This window comes from Nocardia sp. NPDC004068, from assembly GCF_042874315.1.
GTDB lineage: Bacteria > Actinomycetota > Actinomycetes > Mycobacteriales > Mycobacteriaceae > Nocardia.
In genome coordinates this window covers 74,840-92,539 of sequence record NZ_JBIAMW010000009.1, presented here as the reverse complement: position 1 = coordinate 92,539, position 17,700 = coordinate 74,840, and the positions used below count along the sequence as shown (strand labels likewise).

The 17,700-nt window shown below is 72.8% G+C and carries 4 protein-coding genes; all 4 read left to right on the top strand.

The features are described from left to right. Positions 1–376 precede the first annotated feature (376 nt). From ACFYTQ_RS23135 to ACFYTQ_RS23120, 4 genes are read left to right on the top strand one after another with little or no spacing between them, the layout of a single operon-like run. Positions 377–9,796, top strand: a complete 9,420-nt coding sequence (locus ACFYTQ_RS23135) for an SDR family NAD(P)-dependent oxidoreductase (protein ID WP_387364508.1) — start codon at positions 377–379, stop codon at positions 9,794–9,796. After that, positions 9,783–14,981 (top strand): thioester reductase domain-containing protein, encoded by a 5,199-nt coding sequence (locus ACFYTQ_RS23130; RefSeq protein WP_387364505.1) that lies wholly within the window; start codon positions 9,783–9,785, stop codon positions 14,979–14,981. The genes ACFYTQ_RS23135 and ACFYTQ_RS23130 overlap by 14 nt, the downstream gene beginning before the upstream one ends. Then, complete coding sequence (locus ACFYTQ_RS23125; RefSeq protein ID WP_387364502.1) at positions 14,981–16,192, top strand: cytochrome P450; 1,212 nt, start codon at positions 14,981–14,983, stop codon at positions 16,190–16,192. Before ACFYTQ_RS23130 ends, ACFYTQ_RS23125 begins: the two co-directional genes overlap by 1 nt. Further along, on the top strand, positions 16,185–17,687 hold the full coding sequence (locus tag ACFYTQ_RS23120) for a GMC oxidoreductase (RefSeq protein WP_387364499.1): 1,503 nt from the start codon (positions 16,185–16,187) through the stop codon (positions 17,685–17,687). The genes ACFYTQ_RS23125 and ACFYTQ_RS23120 overlap by 8 nt, the downstream gene beginning before the upstream one ends. Positions 17,688–17,700 lie beyond the last annotated feature (13 nt).

Here is a 17,700-nt window from a genome sequence, read left to right as displayed (position 1 = left end):
CCCAACTGGTCGGTTGTCTGATTAGCTGGAAAGTTGACTTGTCGCTGTATCGCCAACAGGCGGACGTGTTGACCCTGTGTTCGGCGGTGGCCGGGCGATTGCCGGTAACCGTGGATACACACCTGTTACCCAGAACGGGCGTTGTGCAATCCCGCGAACCGTGTCGTAGACTCGTCCGGGTCGAAGTTGATCATCAGATATCCGGGGGAACAGGTAACCCCGACCAATTCTCGAATTCGTCGTCCTCGCGATTGTTTCGGATATTCGCGGGGGATGAATTTCGGCGCGACGCTCACCGCTGGAGTTGATTGTCGTCGCATGTCCCGACAGTGTTGTCGTTCTGTCGAAAAGGGGGAAGCTTGTGGCCGAGCGTGCCGTGAACTTCGAAACTCTGGTGGACGCCATTCGGCGGCGCGGCGCGTCGACGCCCGACCGGCTGGCCATGCGGTTCGTGCGGCCCACCGCCGCGAATCGGTTCGAGCGGGAGGATTTCACCTACCGCGAGCTGGACGCGGTCGCGCGATCGGTGGCGGTGCGGTTGCGCTCGTATTGCGAACCGGGACAACGGATTCTGCTGCTGTGCCCGCCCGGGGTGGAGTACATCATGCACTTCTACGGGTGCCTGTACGCCGGGCTCGTCCCCGTGCCCGCGTATCCGCCCGCCTCGAATCGGCATCTGTCGCGGGTGGAGACCATCGCGCGCTCGGCGCGCGCCGGGGCGGTGCTGACGGCGGAAGGCGCTGACCGCCTGGGCCTTTCGACCATTCGCGGCAGCGAGATCCCCACCCTGGCGGCGGCCACCTGGATCGAGGCCGGGCGCGGGAACTTCACCGCGCCCGCGCACGAGTGGGAGCCGCCGGACATCGAGCCGGACACCACCGCGCTGCTCCAGTACACCTCCGGGTCGACGTCCGCGCCCAAGGGCGTCGTCGTCAGCCACGCGAATCTGCTGAACAACGCGCGCATCGCCGAGGACGCCTTCGGCATCACCCCCGACTCCATCGGCGCGGGCTGGCTGCCGCCCTATCACGACATGGGCCTGCTGGGCGGGCTGGTCTCGCCGATCTACAGCGGTTTCCCGGTCGTGGTGATCTCGCCCATGACCTTCGTCCGCGATCCGCTGTACTGGCTCGAGGTCATGGCCCACGAGCGCGCCACCAGCAGCGCGGGACCGAACTTCGCCTATCAGCTGTGTGTGGATCACGCGGATCCGGAGCGACTGGCGACGCTGGATCTGTCGCGCTGGGAGAGCGCGCTCAACGGGTCGGAGCCCGTGCGGGCCGAGGTGCTCGACGCGTTCGCGGAAACGTTCGCGCCCTGCGGATTTCGCCGGTCGGCGTTCTATCCTTGCTACGGCCTGGCCGAGGCGACGCTGCTGGTCTCGGGCGGTCGCCCGGCCGGGGATCCGGCGGTTGTGACGGCCTCGGCGGACGAGCTCGAACAGGGCCGGGTGACGGCGGCCGACGACGGGACGAAGCGGGTCGCCCGGCTGGTCGGGTCCGGGCGCGTCGCCGCCGAGACCGAGGTCGCCATCGTCGATCCCGCGACGCGGACGGTGCTGCCCGAGGGTCGGGTCGGCGCGGTGTGGATTCGCGGAATCAGCGTCGCCGCAGGGTATTTCGAGAACGAGACCGCGACCGAGGACACCTTCCGGCGGTACACCGACACCGGGGACGGACCGTATCTCGACCCGGGCGATCTGGGCTGTCTGGTGGACGGTCAGCTGTTCATCGTCGGGCGCACCAAGGAAGCGATGAACTTCCGCGGCCGCAACGTGTATCCCCAGGACGTGGAGGCGGTATCGGTCGGCAGTCATCCGGGTCTGGCCGGAACGCGTTGCGTCGCCTTCGCGATCGAGGTCGGCGGCGAGGACCGGCTCGTGGTGGTGCAGCAGAAGCCGCGCCGGGCGCGCCGCGAGTTCACCGACGCCGAACTGGTCGCCGCCGTGCGCCGCGCGGTCTCCGAGCACTTCCAGCTCGCCGCCTACGACATCCTGCTGGTACCCGCCCGCGCGATCCCGGTGACCTCCAGCGGCAAACTGCAACGGGCGCAATGCCGTCGGCAGTATCTGGACGGCGAGTTCGGCGGCGTCATCACCGCTTCGCAGCCGCCCGCGACCTCCGCTGTTGCCGAGGACGCGGCCGCGGTGAGCGAGGAGCCCCGGCCCCGGCGCGGGCGGCGCGAGATCGAGGCGCTCATGGTGGCGGCCATCGCGCGGCACTCCGGGCTGGCGGCCGAGGAGATCGATGTGCGGGAGCAGTTCGCGACCTATGGGCTGGGGTCGATCCAGGCCGTGCGGATCGCGGCCGATCTGTCCGAGGAATTGGGCATCGATATCCCGCCGACGCTGGCGTGGGAGCATCCGAGCATCGTGCAGGCCGCCGCGGCGCTGGCCGAGCTGGCCGGTGAAACCTCCGGCGGCGCAGCGGTTTTCGAGTCGCGGAGGGCGACCGACGAGCCGATCGCGGTGGTCGGGGTGGGATGCCGGTTCCCGGGCGGGGTGGAGGGGGCCGAGGAGTTCTGGGAGCTGCTCGTGACCGGGCGGTCCGGGGTGGGCGAGGTCCCGGGCGACCGCTGGGACGTGGCGGAGTTCTACGACGCCGATCCCGACGCGCCGGGGCGGACGTATTCGCGGCACGGCGGATTCCTGTCCGATGTGCGCGGGTTCGATGCCGGACTGTTCGGGATCTCGGCGCGCGAGGCGGCGAGTATGGATCCGCAACAGCGGCTGGTGCTGGAGACGGCGTGGCAGGCGCTGGAACACGCGGGGATCGCGCCGGACGCGCTGCGCGGTTCCGGCACAGGGGTTTTCGTCGGCATGTCCGGCGGGGACTACGAGCGGGTGGCCGCGCGGGCGCGGGGGATCGACGCGATCGACGCCTACGTGGCGACCGGCAATGCCGGGAACTTCGGCGCGAATCGGCTGTCGTACGCGCTCGGTCTGGCGGGGCCGAGTCTCGTGGTCGACACCGCGTGCTCGTCGTCGCTGGTGGCGGTGCATCTCGCGGCGCAGAGCCTGCGCGGCGGCGAATGCGAGCTGGCCTTGGCGGGCGGGGTGAACGTCATGTTGTCGCCGGAGGTGACGATGGCGTTGTCGAAGGGCCGGATGCTCTCCCCGAGCGGCGGGTGCCGCACCTTCGACGCCGCCGCCGACGGCTATGTGCGGGGCGAGGGCTGCGGTTTCGTGGTGCTGCGCCGCCTGTCCGACGCGATCGCGAACGGGGACCGGGTGCTGTGCGTGGTGCGCGGGTCGGCGGTCAATCAGGACGGCCGCAGTTCGGGTCTGACCGCGCCGAGCATGGTCGCCCAGCAGGCCGTCGTGCAGCGCGCCCTCGCCGCCGCCGGACTCGAGCCCGAGCGGGTCGGCTACGTCGAGGCCCACGGCACCGGGACGCCCCTCGGCGATCCGATCGAATTGCGTGCGCTCGCGGCGGTATTGGGCTCCGGACGCGACGAGAACCCGCTGCGCGTGGGGTCGGTGAAGACCAATATCGGCCACCTCGAGGCCGCGGCGGGCATCGCCGGGTTCATCAAGGCCGCCCTCGCCGTGTCGCGGGGGGTCATCCCGCCGCATCTCAATCTGCGCGAGCCCACGCCGCACGTCGACTGGGACCGGCTGGGTATCGAGGTGCCCCGCAGGGTCACGCCGTGGGCCGAACCCGAACGCGTCGCGGGGGTCTCGTCGTTCGGATTCGGCGGCACCAACGCCCATGTCGTCCTCGCCACCCCCGAGACCGTGGAAGTCGTTGTGCCGCAGCAACGGTCGGTGCCGAAGGCCGAGGCGCCGGTGGTGGTGAAGCTGGCCGGGGCCGATCCGGGCGCGTTGGCCGCGACGGCCGAGCGGCTGGCGGAGCTGGTGGCGGGGGAGCCGACCCTGTCCCCGGCGCAGGTCGCCTGGGCGGCGAATACGCGGCGGGCCGACCTTCCCGTGCGGGCGGCGGTGATCGCCGGGTCGCGGCGCGAACTGCTGGACGGACTGCGGGATACCGCCTCCGGCAACGGGATTCGAGGCCGTCGACGGCGCGGCGGAGCGCCGCGGGTGGCGTTCGTCGCGCCGGGGCACGGGACGCGGATCGCGGGGGCCTTGGCGGGGATCTACGGTGTGGTTCCGGTGGTGACCGAGGTGCTGGACTCCCTCGGGTCGGTGGCGGAACTGCCGTTGTCGGTGCTGGTGCGGACCGGCGACGAGGTCGAGGCGGCCTTGTCGCGGACCGAGGTGGCGCAGCCCGCCCTGTACGCGATGGCGGTGGCGCTGGGGCAGTGGTGGCGCTCGGTCGGGGTGGAGCCGGACGTGGTGACCGGGCACAGCGTCGGCGCGTACGCGGCGGCGGCGCTGGCCGGGGTGTTCTCGATCGCCGACGGGGCCGCGCTGATCGCGGCCCGGGGGACGGCGATGGGCGCGCTCGCCGAGGGCGATGCCATGGCCGCGATCGGTTGCGCGCCAGCGGATGTGGCGGAACTCGCGCCGTCGGACGCGGTGACGGTGGCGGTGGTCAATGCCGCGACGGAGATCGTGGTCGCGGGCCCGGGTGCCGCGGTGGACGCGGTGGTCGCCGCCGCTGGGGAGCGCGGGATCAAGGCGCGGCGGCTGCCGGTGGGCCGGGCCTTCCACTCCAGGGCCGTCGAACCCGCGCTGCCGATGCTGCGAGCCGCGTTCGAGAACATCGAATTGCGCCAGCCGACAATCGATTTCGTCTCCGACACCACCGGCGAGGTGGCGACCGCCGAACCCACCGAGGTGGAGTACTGGCTCACCCACACCCGCCAGCCGGTCCGCTTCGACGCGGCCGTGGCGACCGTGCACGCGCGCCGCGCCGACACCGTCGTCGAACTCGGGCCGGGCGGGCTGCTGTCCCTGCTCGCCACCCATCCCGACGCGCGCGAACCGCTGTGCGTGCCCTCGGCCGGAACCGCCGACCCGCACCGGCGGCTGCTCGAATCGCTGGCCCGGGTGTGGGCGGACGGCAGCCGGATCGAGTGGGCGGCAACCCAATTGGAGCCCGACCGGATACCGGAGCTGCCCACCTACCCGTTCCAGCGCGTCCCGTACTGGATCACCGACGAGCATCCGATCCACGCCGAGGCCGCGACCCCGGAACCGGGCGGCGAGGTCACCTACACGGTGGACGCGGAGATCGAGCGGCTGCAAACGGAATTGGCGCGGCTGCTCGGACTGCCCGCGGGCGAGCGCGTCGATCCCGACGCGGGCCTGTTCGACGTGGGCCTCACCTCCGCCATGGCCGTGGAACTGCTCACCACCCTGCGCGCGACCCATACGGTGCCGCTGCCGCCGACGGTCGTGTTCGAACATCCGACGATCGCCCGGCTGGCCGCCTACCTGAGCAGCCAGGCCGCCACGACCGCCCCGGCGCGGCGGCGGGCGACGCCGAGCGCCGAACCGATCGCCATCGTCGGCATGGCCTGCCGCTTCCCGGGCGGGGCCGACGATCTCGACGGCTACTGGGATCTGTTGATCTCCGGACGCGACGGCACCGGACCGGTTCCGGCGGACCGGCCCTGGCTGCGCACCGACGGCCCCGAATTCCGCGCGGGCTTCCTCGATGTGCCGGTGGCCGACTTCGACGCCGAGGCGTTCGGCATCTCCCCGCGCGAGGCGCGCGGCATGGACCCGCAACAGCGGCTGCTGCTCGAGGTGGTGTGGGAGGCGCTCGACGACGCGGGCATCGCCCGCGACCGGTTGCGGGGCGCGGCGGGTTCGGTGTACGTGGGCATGAACACCACCGACTATCTGCAACTGCTCGCGGCCGAACGCAGCACGGTCGACCCGTATTTCGCCACCGGCAACACCTTCAGCGTCGCCGCCGGGCGGGTGTCGTATCTGCTGGGGTTGCGCGGGCCGAGCATGGCGATCGACACCGCGTGCTCGTCGTCGCTGGTGGCGACCGACCACGCCGTGACCGATCTGCGCACGGGCCGGGCGGATATCGCGGTGGTCGGCGGGGTGAACCTCATCCTGTCGCCCGCGACGACGTCGAGCCTGTCGAGTATGGGCGCGCTGGCCGCCGACGGCCGCTGCAAGACCTTCGACGCCACCGCCGACGGCTACGGGCGCGGCGAGGGGTGCGGGGTGCTGATCCTCAAACGGCTCTCCGACGCCCGCCGCGACGGCGACCGGATCTGGGCGCTGGTGCGGGGCAGCGAGGTCAACCAAGACGGCCGCAGCGCCGGGCTGACCGTGCCCAGCGGCACCGCCCAGGCCGAGGTCATCTCCGGTGCGGTGCGGGCCGCGGGCGTGACCCCGCAATCGGTCGGCTACGTGGAGGCGCACGGGACGGGCACCCCGCTCGGCGACCCGATCGAACTGGCCGCCATGACCGCGGCCCTGCGGCCCGATCCGGACGCGGCGCCGCCGCTCGTCGTCGGATCGGCCAAGACGAATGTCGGTCATCTGGAGGCGGCGGCGGGGGTGTGCGGGCTGATCAAGCTCGCGCTGTCGTTGTGGCACAAGCGGATTCCACCGCATCTGCACTACCGCGACCCGAATCCGGCCGTGCCGTGGGGTGCGACGCCGGTGGTGATCCCGACCGAACCCCTGCCCTGGCCCGAACACGCCGACGGCCGCATCGGGGGCGTGAGCTCGTTCGGCTTCAGCGGCACCAACGCCCACGTCATCCTCCAGGAGGCGCCCGCGCCGACCGTCGCGGAGCCCGCGGCGGCGACCGGCGATCCCGAACTGGTCGTGGTCAGCGCCGCGACCCCGGAATCGTTGCGCGACAACGCGATCGCGCTCGCCGACCGGCTCGGCGACGAACTCGTCGTCCGCGATGTCGCCGCCACCCTGGCCCGGCATCGCACGATCGACCCCTACCGGGCGGCCGTGGTGGCCGACTCCCTCGTCGCGCTGCGCACCGCACTGGGCGGCGTCTCCGGCGCGGAAACGGTCCGGGCCACGGCCCGCTCCCGCACCGGGCTGGTGTTCGTCTACTCCGGGCAGGGCGGCCAGTGGCCCGGCCTGGGCGCGCGGGTGCTGGCCGAACCGCTGCTGCGGGAGACCCTCGAGGACTGCGACGCGATCGTCCGCCGCGCCGGAAACTGGTCGCTGCTGGCGGAATTCGGCAGACCCGGGGGACAGTCCCGGCTCGACGACACCCGCTACGCGCAGGCCGCGATCTGCGCGGTGCAGATCGCGCTGACCGATCTGTGGGCGCGCTGGGGCATCCGGCCCGGCGCGGTCGTCGGCCACAGCGTCGGCGAGATCGCCGCCGGGTACGCCGCCGGGGCCCTGACCCGGGAGGCGGCGCTGCGGCTGGCCGTCGCGCGCGGCGCGGCGATGGCCGACACCCGGGGCCGCGGGGCCATGGTCGCGATCGGCCTGCCCGTCGCGCGTGTGCGGGAACTGCTCGACGGCGACGAGGTGTGCGTCGCGGCCGTCAACGGACCCGCCGCGACGGTGCTCGCCGGTCCGGTCGAGGCCGTCGACGAGATCGCCCGCCGCGCCGCCGCGCACGGTGCCCCGACCCGAACCATCCAGTCCGACTACGCCTTCCACAGCCCGCAGATGGCGGCGGCGGCGAACGCCCTGCCGGAGCTGATCGCCGAGGTGCCGTTGCGCGCCCCGACGATCCGGTTCTACTCCACCTCGCTCGGCCGCCGAGCCGAACAGGAGCTGACCGATCCGGCGTACTGGGCGGCCGCGGTCACCCGGCCGGTGCTGTTCGAGGCCGCGCTCGCCGCGGCCGTGGACGAGGGGGTGCGGGACGTGCTCGAGATCGGCCCGGATCGCACCCTCGCGGGCGCGGTGCGGCAGACACCGGATCTCACCTACGTGCCGACCATGGTGCGGGACAACGCCGTTCGCCGCAGTGCGCTCGACGCGGCGGGCCGGTTGCTCGAACACGGCTATCCCGTCGCGCTCGACGCCCTGTACCCGGCGGGCGGCTACCGCCGCCTCGACCTGCCCGCCTACCGCTGGCACCGGCAGCGGCACTGGCTGCCGACCATCACCGCGAGCGACACCGCCGTGGACTGCGATCTCTACGACATCGATTGGCGCGCAACCGAATCCGTGACCGCCGCGGTGCCGCCCGGTAGCCGATGGCTGCTCGTCGCCGACGGCGGGGAGCTCGTCGGACGGCTGGCCCGCCAATTGACCGACGCGGGCGCGACGGCCGAGACGATCGCCCCCGGAACCGACGTGCCCGCAGGCGAATTCGCCGGTGCGATCGTAGTCACCACTCCGGGAACCGGCCGCGACCCGGAGGGGATCTCCGCCGAGATCCACCGCGCCACGAGCGCGGTGCTCGGCACCGTCCAGGCATGGCTCGCGAGCGGACGAACGGGCCGGGTCTTCGTCGTCACTCGCGGCGCGGTCCCCGCCGCCGACCACCCCCTCACGGTCGAGCACGCCCCGCTGTGGGGTCTGGCCCGCACCATCGGGCTCGAACACCCCGCCTTGTGGGGCGCGTCCATCGATCTCGACCCCGCCAGCACCGGCCCGGACGGCGACGCCGCCGCCGTCCTCGCGCAGATCACCGGCGACACCGTGGAGGATCAGGTGGCCTTCCGCGGTGACCGGCGGCTGGTGCCCCGCCTGCGTCGCGCCACGACCGCGGCCGCACCGCCGCCCGAACTCGATTCGGACGCCGCGTATCTGGTGACCGGCGGTCTCGGCTCGCTCGGCCTGCGGATCGCGGACTGGCTGGTCCGGCGCGGCGCGCGGCATCTGGTCCTGCTCGGCCGCCGCGACCCCGCCGACCATCCCGCCGAGGTCCGGGACGCGCTCGCGGCGCTGCGGGAACGCGGCGTGCGGGTGCACACCCCGGCCGCCGATGTCGCCGATCCCCGGCGCATGGCCGAGGTGTTCGACGGCGACCCCGACTGGCCGCCGGTACGCGGCGTCGTGCACGCCGCGGGCGCGCTGGACGCCGCCCCGATCGCCTCCATGGGGATGGATCAGTTCGACGCGGTGTTGCGCGCCAAGGTGCAGGGCGCGATGGTCCTGGATTCGCTTGCCGCGCTGGCGGATACGGACTTCTTCGTCCTGTTCTCCTCCGCGGCCGCGGTGTGGGGTTCGGCGCTGGCCGGGCACTACTGCGCGGCGAACCATTTCCTCGACATGCTCGCCTGGGACCGGCGCGCCCGCGGGCGCACCGCGACCGCGATCGACTGGGGCTGGTGGCGCGACAGCGCCATGGCCGCCGGACACGGCGAGTACTTCGCGGCCATGGGCATGAGCGAACTCGCGCCGGACACCGCGCTCGCCGTGCTCGACACCCTCGTCGGCGGCGCGGCCCCGCAGACCGTGGCCGCCCCGGTGGACTGGTCGAGGTTCCTGCCGGTGATGCAGGCCAAACGGCAACGGCCCCTGCTGGCCGAGATGGCCGGGTCCGGCGGCGGGACCGACGGGAACGAGGCCGCCCGCGAATTCGTCACGCGGCTGGGCACCTTCGCGCCCGGCGCGCGGCGACGCGCCCTCGAGGACGCCCTGCAACGGGAGGTCGCGACCGTGCTGGGCCGCTCGGAGCGCACCCGGCTCGACCCGCGGCAGGGCTTCTTCGAATCGGGGATGGACTCGATCACCAGCGTGGAACTCAAGACGCGCGTCGAGCGGCTCATAGGCCGCCCGATCCCGGTCACCACCGTGTTCGAACACCCCACCATCGCCGACCTCACCACCTACCTGCTCACCTTGCTCGAGCTCGCCGACCCCGAAACCCCGGGCGGCGCGGCGCCGTCCGAGAACGCGGCGGACGACCTGCTCGATCTGAGCGAGGCGGAACTGCTCGAACTGCTCGACCAGGAACTCGATACCGGGAGGATCGATGACAAGCACTGATCGTGAGGCGACGCTGCGGCGGGCGCTGCTGGAGGTGCGCGCCGCCCGGGAGGCCGCGGCCAAGGCGGAGCGGGCGCTGACCGAACCGATCGCCGTCGTCGGCGTCGGCTGCCGCCTGCCGGGCGGCGTCACCGGACTCGACGACTACTGGGATCTGTTGGCGCACGGGCGTTCCGGCATCACCGAGACGCCCGGCGACCGCTGGAAGATCGACGACTTCTTCGACGCCGATCCCGACCGGCCCGGCCGCACCTACTCCCGGCACGGCGGATTCCTCGGTGACGTGCGGGGTTTCGACGCCGCGCTGTTCGGGGTGCCGCCGCGCGAGGCCGTCGCCATCGACCCGCAGCACCGGATGGTGCTCGAAGTCGCCTGGGAGGCACTCGAACACGCCGGGATCGCACCCGATTCGCTGCGCGGGTCGGCCACCGGGGTGTTCATCGGCATGGGCGGCGGCGACTACGAGCGGCTCGGCGCGGCCGCGCACGGCGTGGAGGCCATCGACGCCTACGTCGCGACCGGCAACGCCGCCAACTTCGGGGCCAACCGGCTGTCGTACGCGCTCGGGCTCGAGGGTCCGAGCCTGGTGGTCGACACCGCGTGCTCGTCGTCGCTGGTGTCGCTGCATCTCGCGGTGCACAGCCTGCGGGCGGGGGAGTGCGATCTCGCGCTGGCCGGTGGCGTGAACCTGGTGCTGTCGCCGGAGGTGACCGTCGCGCTGTCCAAGGGCCGCATGCTCTCCCCGACCGGGCAGTGCCGCACCTTCGACGCCGCCGCCGACGGCTACGTGCGCGGCGAGGGCTGCGGCATCGTGGCGCTGCGCACCCTGTCGGCGGCGCAGGCCGCGGGCGACACCGTGTTGTGCGTCATCAAGGGCAGCGCCGTCAACCAGGACGGCCGCACTTCCGGCCTGACCGTGCCGCGAGCGTCCGCGCAGCGCAGCGTGATTCGGCGCGCGCTGGCCGCGGCGCGGGTGGCCCCGTCGGAGGTCGGCTACGTCGAGGCGCACGGCACCGGCACCCCGCTGGGGGATCCGATCGAGGTGCGGGCGCTCGCCGACGCGCTCGGCGCGGACCGCCCGGCGGATCGGCCGCTGCACCTGGGTTCGGTGAAGACCAATATCGGGCACCTGGAGGCGGCCGCGGGCATCGCCGGATTCCTCAAGGCCGCGCTCGTCGTGGCGAAGGGACAGATCCCGCCGCATCTCAATCTGGCGCAACCCAATCCGCATCTGGACTGGGATCGGCTGCCGGTGCGGGTGCCGCGCGTGCTCACCGACTGGGGTGACGGGCCGCGCGTCGCGGGCGTGTCCTCGTTCGGGTTCGGCGGCACCAACGCGCATCTCGTGGTGGCCGCGCCGCCGAGCGCCGAACCCGCCGACGAACCGGTGAATGAACCGGTGGCGGTGAAGGTTTCGGGCGCGACGGCGCAGGCGCTCACCGATGCGGCGCGGCGACTGGCCGACGCGGTGGCCCGCGAAACCGACTGGCGCACAACGCAGGTGGCGTGGACGGCCGGAACCGGGCGGGCGGATCTGGCCCACCGCGGCGCGGTCGTGGCCGCGACCCCGGAGGACCTGGTGACCGGGCTGCGGGAGCTCGCGGCGGGCGGCGGCCTGCGCGGGCGGCGCGACCCGAACGCGCTGCCGCGCGTCGCCATGATCGCGCCGGGTCACGGCACCCGGCTCGCCGGGGCGCTCGCGGGGCTGTACGGGGTCGATCCGGTCATCACCGAGGTCGTCGACGGCCTCGGCGGTGCGGGCGACCTACCCCTGTCGGTGCTGATCGAGTCCGGTCCCGCGGCCGAGGCCGCCCTGACCCGTACCGAGGTGGCGCAGCCCGCCCTGTACGCGCTGGCCGTCGCGCTCGGCCAGTGGTGGCGATCGGTCGGCGTGGAACCCGATCTGGTCGTCGGGCACAGCGTGGGCGCCTACGCCGCCGCCGCGCTCGCGGGGGTGTTCACCGTCGCCGAGGGCGCGGAGCTGATCGCCGCCCGCGCCGCCGCCATGGCCGAACTCACCGACGACGGGGCCATGGCCGCGATCGCCTGTCCCGCGGCCGATTTGGCGGAGCTGCCCGAGGTGGCGTCCGGCGCGGTCGTGGTGGCGGTGATCAACAGCCCCAACGACACGGTGGTGTCCGGGCGCGCCGCGGACGTCGACGCCGTCGTGGCCGCCGTCACCGGGCGCGGCGTGCGGGCCAAGCGGCTCCCGGTCACGCAGGGCTTCCACTCCCCGCTCGTCGAGCCCGCGCTCGATCCGCTGCGCAAGGCGTTCGCGGAGGTCCGATTGTCGCCCCCGGCAATCGATTTCGTCTCCGACACCACCGGGGCGCTGGCGACCGACGCGGTCACCGATCCGGCGTACTGGACCGACCACACCCGGCGGCCCGTGCGGTTCGCCGACGCGCTGGACACCGTGCTCGCCCGCGAGGTGACCACCGTGATCGAACTCGGCCCGGGCGCGCTGCTGTCGCTGATCCGCAACCACCCCGCCGGGCGCGATATCGGTTGCGTCGCCACCCTCGCCTCCGGCGGGGGCCGAGAGGCGTTGCTGGCGGCCGTGAGTCGGCTGTGGGTCGCGGGCGCGACGATCGACTGGCGGGCCGTGCACCCGCGCCCGGCCCGGCCCGCGTCCCTGCCGACCTACCCGTTCCAGCACACCCCGTACTGGATTCCGCGGGCGCGTGCCGACCGGTCCGACCGGCCCGCGCCGCCGCCGCTCGCCGACGACGCGACGGGCGCGCTCGACCCGGCCGTGGTGCGGGCGGCCACCGGGGGCGCGTTGTCGCAGACGCGGATCTCGGCGGCGACGATCCCGTTCCTCGACGAACACGTCGTGCACGATGTGCGCGTGGTGCCCGGCGTCGTGCTGCTCGAGCTCGCCCTGCGCACCGCCGAATCGCTGACCGCCGAACCCGTTGTGGCCGAACAGGTCTCGATCCAACATCCGGTGGTGGCCGCCGACGAGGTGGAACTCGACGTGCAGGTGCTGGTGTCCGCCTTCGAGGACGGCCGGGCGACCGCCGAGATCTACAGCGCCACAGCCGGTTCCACGGTGTGGACGCGGCACGCGACGGTGACCCTCGCGCAGCGCGGGAACGGCGCGCCGCCGGAGATCGGTCCGGCCGAGCTGTTCCTCGAACATCCCCGCGTGGTCAACGACGCCGAGTTCTACGACAAGGTGTGGCATCCGCGCTTCGTGCTCGGCCCCAGTTTCCGGCTCATCGACCACGCCCAGCTCGGCACGGGCGCGGCCATCGGCGCCCTGCGCGCGCCCGAGCCGGGCTGTGGCGGCGAGACCGCCGGGGTGCGCGCCGAACTGCTCGCCTTCGACGCCTGCATCCAGCTGGTGTCGGCGGCCTGGGAGCCGGACCAGGATCCCGAGGCCGAGCGGCCGGTGCTGCTGGGCACCGGATTCGAACGGATGGAGGTCTTCGGCGACCCGCACGGCGACCGCATGAGCTGTACCGTCGAACTCACCGAGAGCACCGCCACGAGTGTGCGCGGCGACATCCGCGTCTATCTCGACGACCGGCTCTCGGCCCGGCTGTCGGGGGTGTCGTTCGCCCCGGTGACCGCGGCCATGCTGGATCGGCTGGTGCACGCCAGCAGGCAGGCCCAGCACGGGCACGGCCGGTTGGCGGCGGTGACCGCGCCCGACATGGCCGAGCTGCGCCGGGCCGACCGGGTCGCCGCCCACGACACCCTGCTGGCCTACGTCGTGGACATCCTCGCCGCCGTCATGGGGTGCGAGAGCGAGCAGATCGACACCCTCGCCCAGTTCAACGAGATGGTCGACTCGCTGATGATGGCCGAACTGAAGAACAAGGTCGAACGCGACCTCGATCTGGCCGTCCCGCTCGAGGCCCTGTTCGATCACCCCACCCCGCGGCGGCTGACCGACTGGCTCGTCACCGAGATCACCGCCGAGGCAACCGAATCCGGCGGGGAGGACGCGCCGAAACGGTCCCGCACCGGCATCCGCATCCGGCGCAAGACCGTCGAGGAGATGACCGCCCTCGCCGATCCGGGCGACGACATCACCGTGAACGGGACGCCCGACGACTCGCGCGGCGAGGTGTTGCTCACCGGCGCAACGGGTTTCGTCGGCGCGTTCCTGCTGCGCGAACTGCTCGACCGGCACGAGCGGGTGCACTGCCCGGTCCGCGCCGAGGACCCCGGGCACGCCCGCCGCCGCCTCGCCGCCAACCTCGCCGCCTACGGATTGCCCTGCGACGACGCCGATCTCGCGCGCATCGAACCGCTCGCCGCCGATCTCGGCGAACCGTTCGCGGGGCTGGGACCGGCCGACTACGACCGGCTCAGCGCCCGCGTCGGGCATATCGTGCACGCCGGGGCGCTGGTCAAGTGGACCTATCCGTTCCGGGGGCTGGAGGCGGTGAACATCGGCGGCACCCGCGAACTGCTGCGGCTGGCCACCTGGGGCGCGCCCATCCCGTTCCACTTCCTGTCCACCGTCGGGGTGTTCTCCTCCCGGGAGTACCTGCGCGACCATGTCGACGAGGACGAACCGCTCGACAACAGCGGCGCCCTGGTCGTCGGCTACGCCCAGACCAAATGGATCGCCGAGAAGATGGTGCGGCGCACCGCCGAACGCGGTCTGCCGGTCACCATCCACCGGATCAACACCGCCGGGCACAGCGTCACCGGCGCGTTCAACAAGCTCGATCACCTGTCCATGCTCGTCAAGGGCTGCATCGAGGCCGGGATCGCGCCGCTGCGCGGGGAGATGCCGATCCAACCGGCCCCGGTCGACCACGTGGCCCGCGCCATCGCCGCCTGCACCACCGAGCCCGAATTGCTCGGCCGCACACTGCATCTGGTGAGCGGACGGGCGATGCCGTGGCCGGAGTTCTTCGACACCCTCGACGACTTCGGGTACCGGCTGCGGCGGCTGCCGTTCGACCAGTGGCGCGAGCAGATCCTGCGGCGCGGGTCGAGCAGCATGGCCCTGCTCGGGCTGATGCCGTTCCTCAGCGATTCGGTCGACCACGTGCGGCTGCCGCTGTCGCACAGCGCGGCGACCGAGGCGGCGCTCGAACGGGTCGGGCTGGTCTGCCCGCCGCTCGACGCCGACCAGGTTCGAATCTACTTGCGGCGCTTCGTCGAATCCGGCTTCGTCCGGTCCCCCGACACCACCACCCTGCGACGAAAGGCTGGCTGATGACCACCCTCACCATCGACCTCGCCGACCCGGAGTACCGCCTCAACCCGTGGCCGAAGTACGAGAAGCTGCGCGAGCGGCGCGTGCACTATCTGCCCGAGGCCACCTGGGACGGGCACGACCTGTACGTGTACGCCTGCTACGACGAGGTGAACGAGGCGCTGCGCAACAAGGAGGTCTACTCCTCCCACATCCAGCGCGAGGGCATGCTCAACGTGCCCATGCTCGTCAACCGCGACGCCCCCGAACACACCCGGCTGCGCAAGATGGCCAACCGCGCCTTCAACGCCAGACTCGTTCGGACGCTGGGGGATTGGGTGCAGGACATCGTCGACGAACTGATCGCCGACATCCTCGCCCAGCCCCGGGTGGAGTTCGTGGAGGCGTTCACCACCGCGCTGCCGCTGCGCGTGGTCGGCGGGATGCTCGGCGTGCCGCTGGACCGCAAGGCCGAACTGCGCCGCTGGTCCCAGGGCGTGATGGACGGCTTCGCCGTGGCGGCGGGCATGGACCCCGATCTCGCGCCCGGCTACTACGAGGACGTCCTGGAGTTCAGCAACTACATGGACGAACTGGCCTCCCAGCGCCTCGGCGGACCCAATCGCGGCGACATCCTGGGCGAGCTGGTGGCCCAGGAGGAGACCGGCGAGATGACCCGCGACGAACTGGTCACCATGGCCTGGTCGTTCATCGCCGCCGGACACGAGACCACGATGAACCTGCTCGGCGGCGGATTCAAGATGCTGCTCGAGGACGACGAGCTGGCGGCGCGGCTGCGCGAAAGGCCCGAGGACACCAAGGAATTCATCGACGAGTTCCTGCGGCTGTACAGCCCCACCCAGTGGCTGCTGCGGCGGGCCTCGCGGGAACTGCGGGTGGGCGATGTCGACATTCCGGCGGGCGGGCTCATCCACGTGGTGATCGGGTCGGCCAACCGCGACGAGAACCACTTCCCCGACGCGGCCCGGCTCGATCTGGACCGGCACAACAAGCGCGACCATCTGGGTTTCGGCGCGGGGCCGCACTTCTGCCCCGGCGCGGCGCTGTCGCGGCTGCTGGCCGAGCACGCCTTCCGGTCGCTGTATCAGGTGCGGCACCGCTTCTCGCTGGATCCGGCCGATCCGCCGCGGCTGCGCACGCGGCAGGGCTCGTTCGGCTACTCGTATCTGCCGGTGCTCATCGACGCGAAGGCGGCGGAGCCTGGTGCGTAGACGTTCCCTCCTGGTCGGCGGCGCGCTGCTCGGCGCCGCGCTCGCCGCCCCCGACCGGGCCCACGCCGCCGCACCCGAGACCGCCGACATCGTCATCGTCGGCAGCGGGTACGCGGGATCGGTCGCGGCACTTCGATTGGCGCAGGCCGGTTTTCGCAGCGTCGTGCTCGAGCGCGGGCGGTCGTGGCGGATCACCGGACCCGACACCTTCGCCACGCCCGAACATCCCGACGGCCGCGCGGTGTGGCTGCCGGGTCCGACCGGCGCGGTGTCGACCGGGGTGCTCGAGGCATTCCCGGCGCGCGGCATCGTCGGGCTGCTCGGCGCGGGCGTGGGCGGGGGATCGCTGGTGAACAACGCGGTCATGGCCGAACCCGGCGCGGCGGCGTTCGACCGCACGTTCGGCGGGCTGCTCGACCACGCCGAGATGACCGGCGTCTGGTACCCGCGGGCGCGGGCGCTGATCGGACCGTCCCCGATCCCCGCCGATCTGCTCGACTCGCCCAGCTACGCCGACGCCCGCGCGTTCCGGGACCTCGCCGAGCGGGCCGGATACGATCCGGCGCTGCTGCCGCTGGCCCTGGACTGGGACACCGTGCGCGCCGAGATCGCCGGGGCCGCACCGGCTTCCGCCATCGCCGGGCACTCCATGTTCGGCATCAACAGCGGGGCCAAACGCAGCGTGGATCGCACCATCATGGCCGCCGCGCTGGACACCGGCCTGGTCGAGCTGCGCGCGCTGTCGCCGGTGCGGGGGATCGGCCGCCACGACGACGGGTACCGGATCGACTACGGCGAACTCGACGCGGCCGGAAACCTCGGCGCCACAAGGACTCTCGTGGCGCCGCGGGTGCTGCTGGCCGCCGGATCGATCGGCACCACCGGGCTGCTCGTGCGGGCCCGCGCGGCCGGGGACCTGCCGGAGGTCAACGACGAGGTGGGGCGGCGGTGGGGGACCGGCGGCGATCACCTGGTCGCGATCGGCGGGTTCCCGCCCGAAGGGGGTGGTCAGGGCGGGCCCGCGCACGTCGGCATGGTCGACGAGAGCGGGGACGTGCCGGTCACCCTGTTGAGCTTCCCGCTCGGCAAAACCCTCGGCGGCGACCTCGCCGGGGGCGTGCTGGCCGTGTCGGATCCGCCCGCGCTGGGCACGATTCGCGCCGACGCGGGCGGGCTGGTGGTGGACTGGCCCGCCCAGCATCCGGAGATCGTGCGCGTCGCCGACGCCGTGCGGTCGACCGCGCAACGGCTCGCCGCCGCGCGCGGCGGCGCGAGTTTCGGTGTGAGCGGGGCGATCACGACCTCGCACAGTCTCGGCGGCGCGGTGCTCGGGGCGGCGACCGACGAGACGGGGGAGGTGTTCGGCTGTCCCGGTCTGCACGTCATCGATTCGGCCCTGTTGCCCGGATCGTGTGCGGCCGTACCGCCCGCGCTCACCGTCACCGCCGTCGCCGACCGCTGCGTCACCACCCTCCTCCGCACCCTGCACCGCTGAACCGACGGAAGCG

Coding starts and splice junctions, on each gene's coding strand:
- ACFYTQ_RS23130 (WP_387364505.1), top strand. CDS start 9,783: ATGACAAGCACTGATCGTGAGGCGACGCTGCGGCGGGCGCTGCTGGAG.
- ACFYTQ_RS23125 (WP_387364502.1), top strand. CDS start 14,981: ATGACCACCCTCACCATCGACCTCGCCGACCCGGAGTACCGCCTCAAC.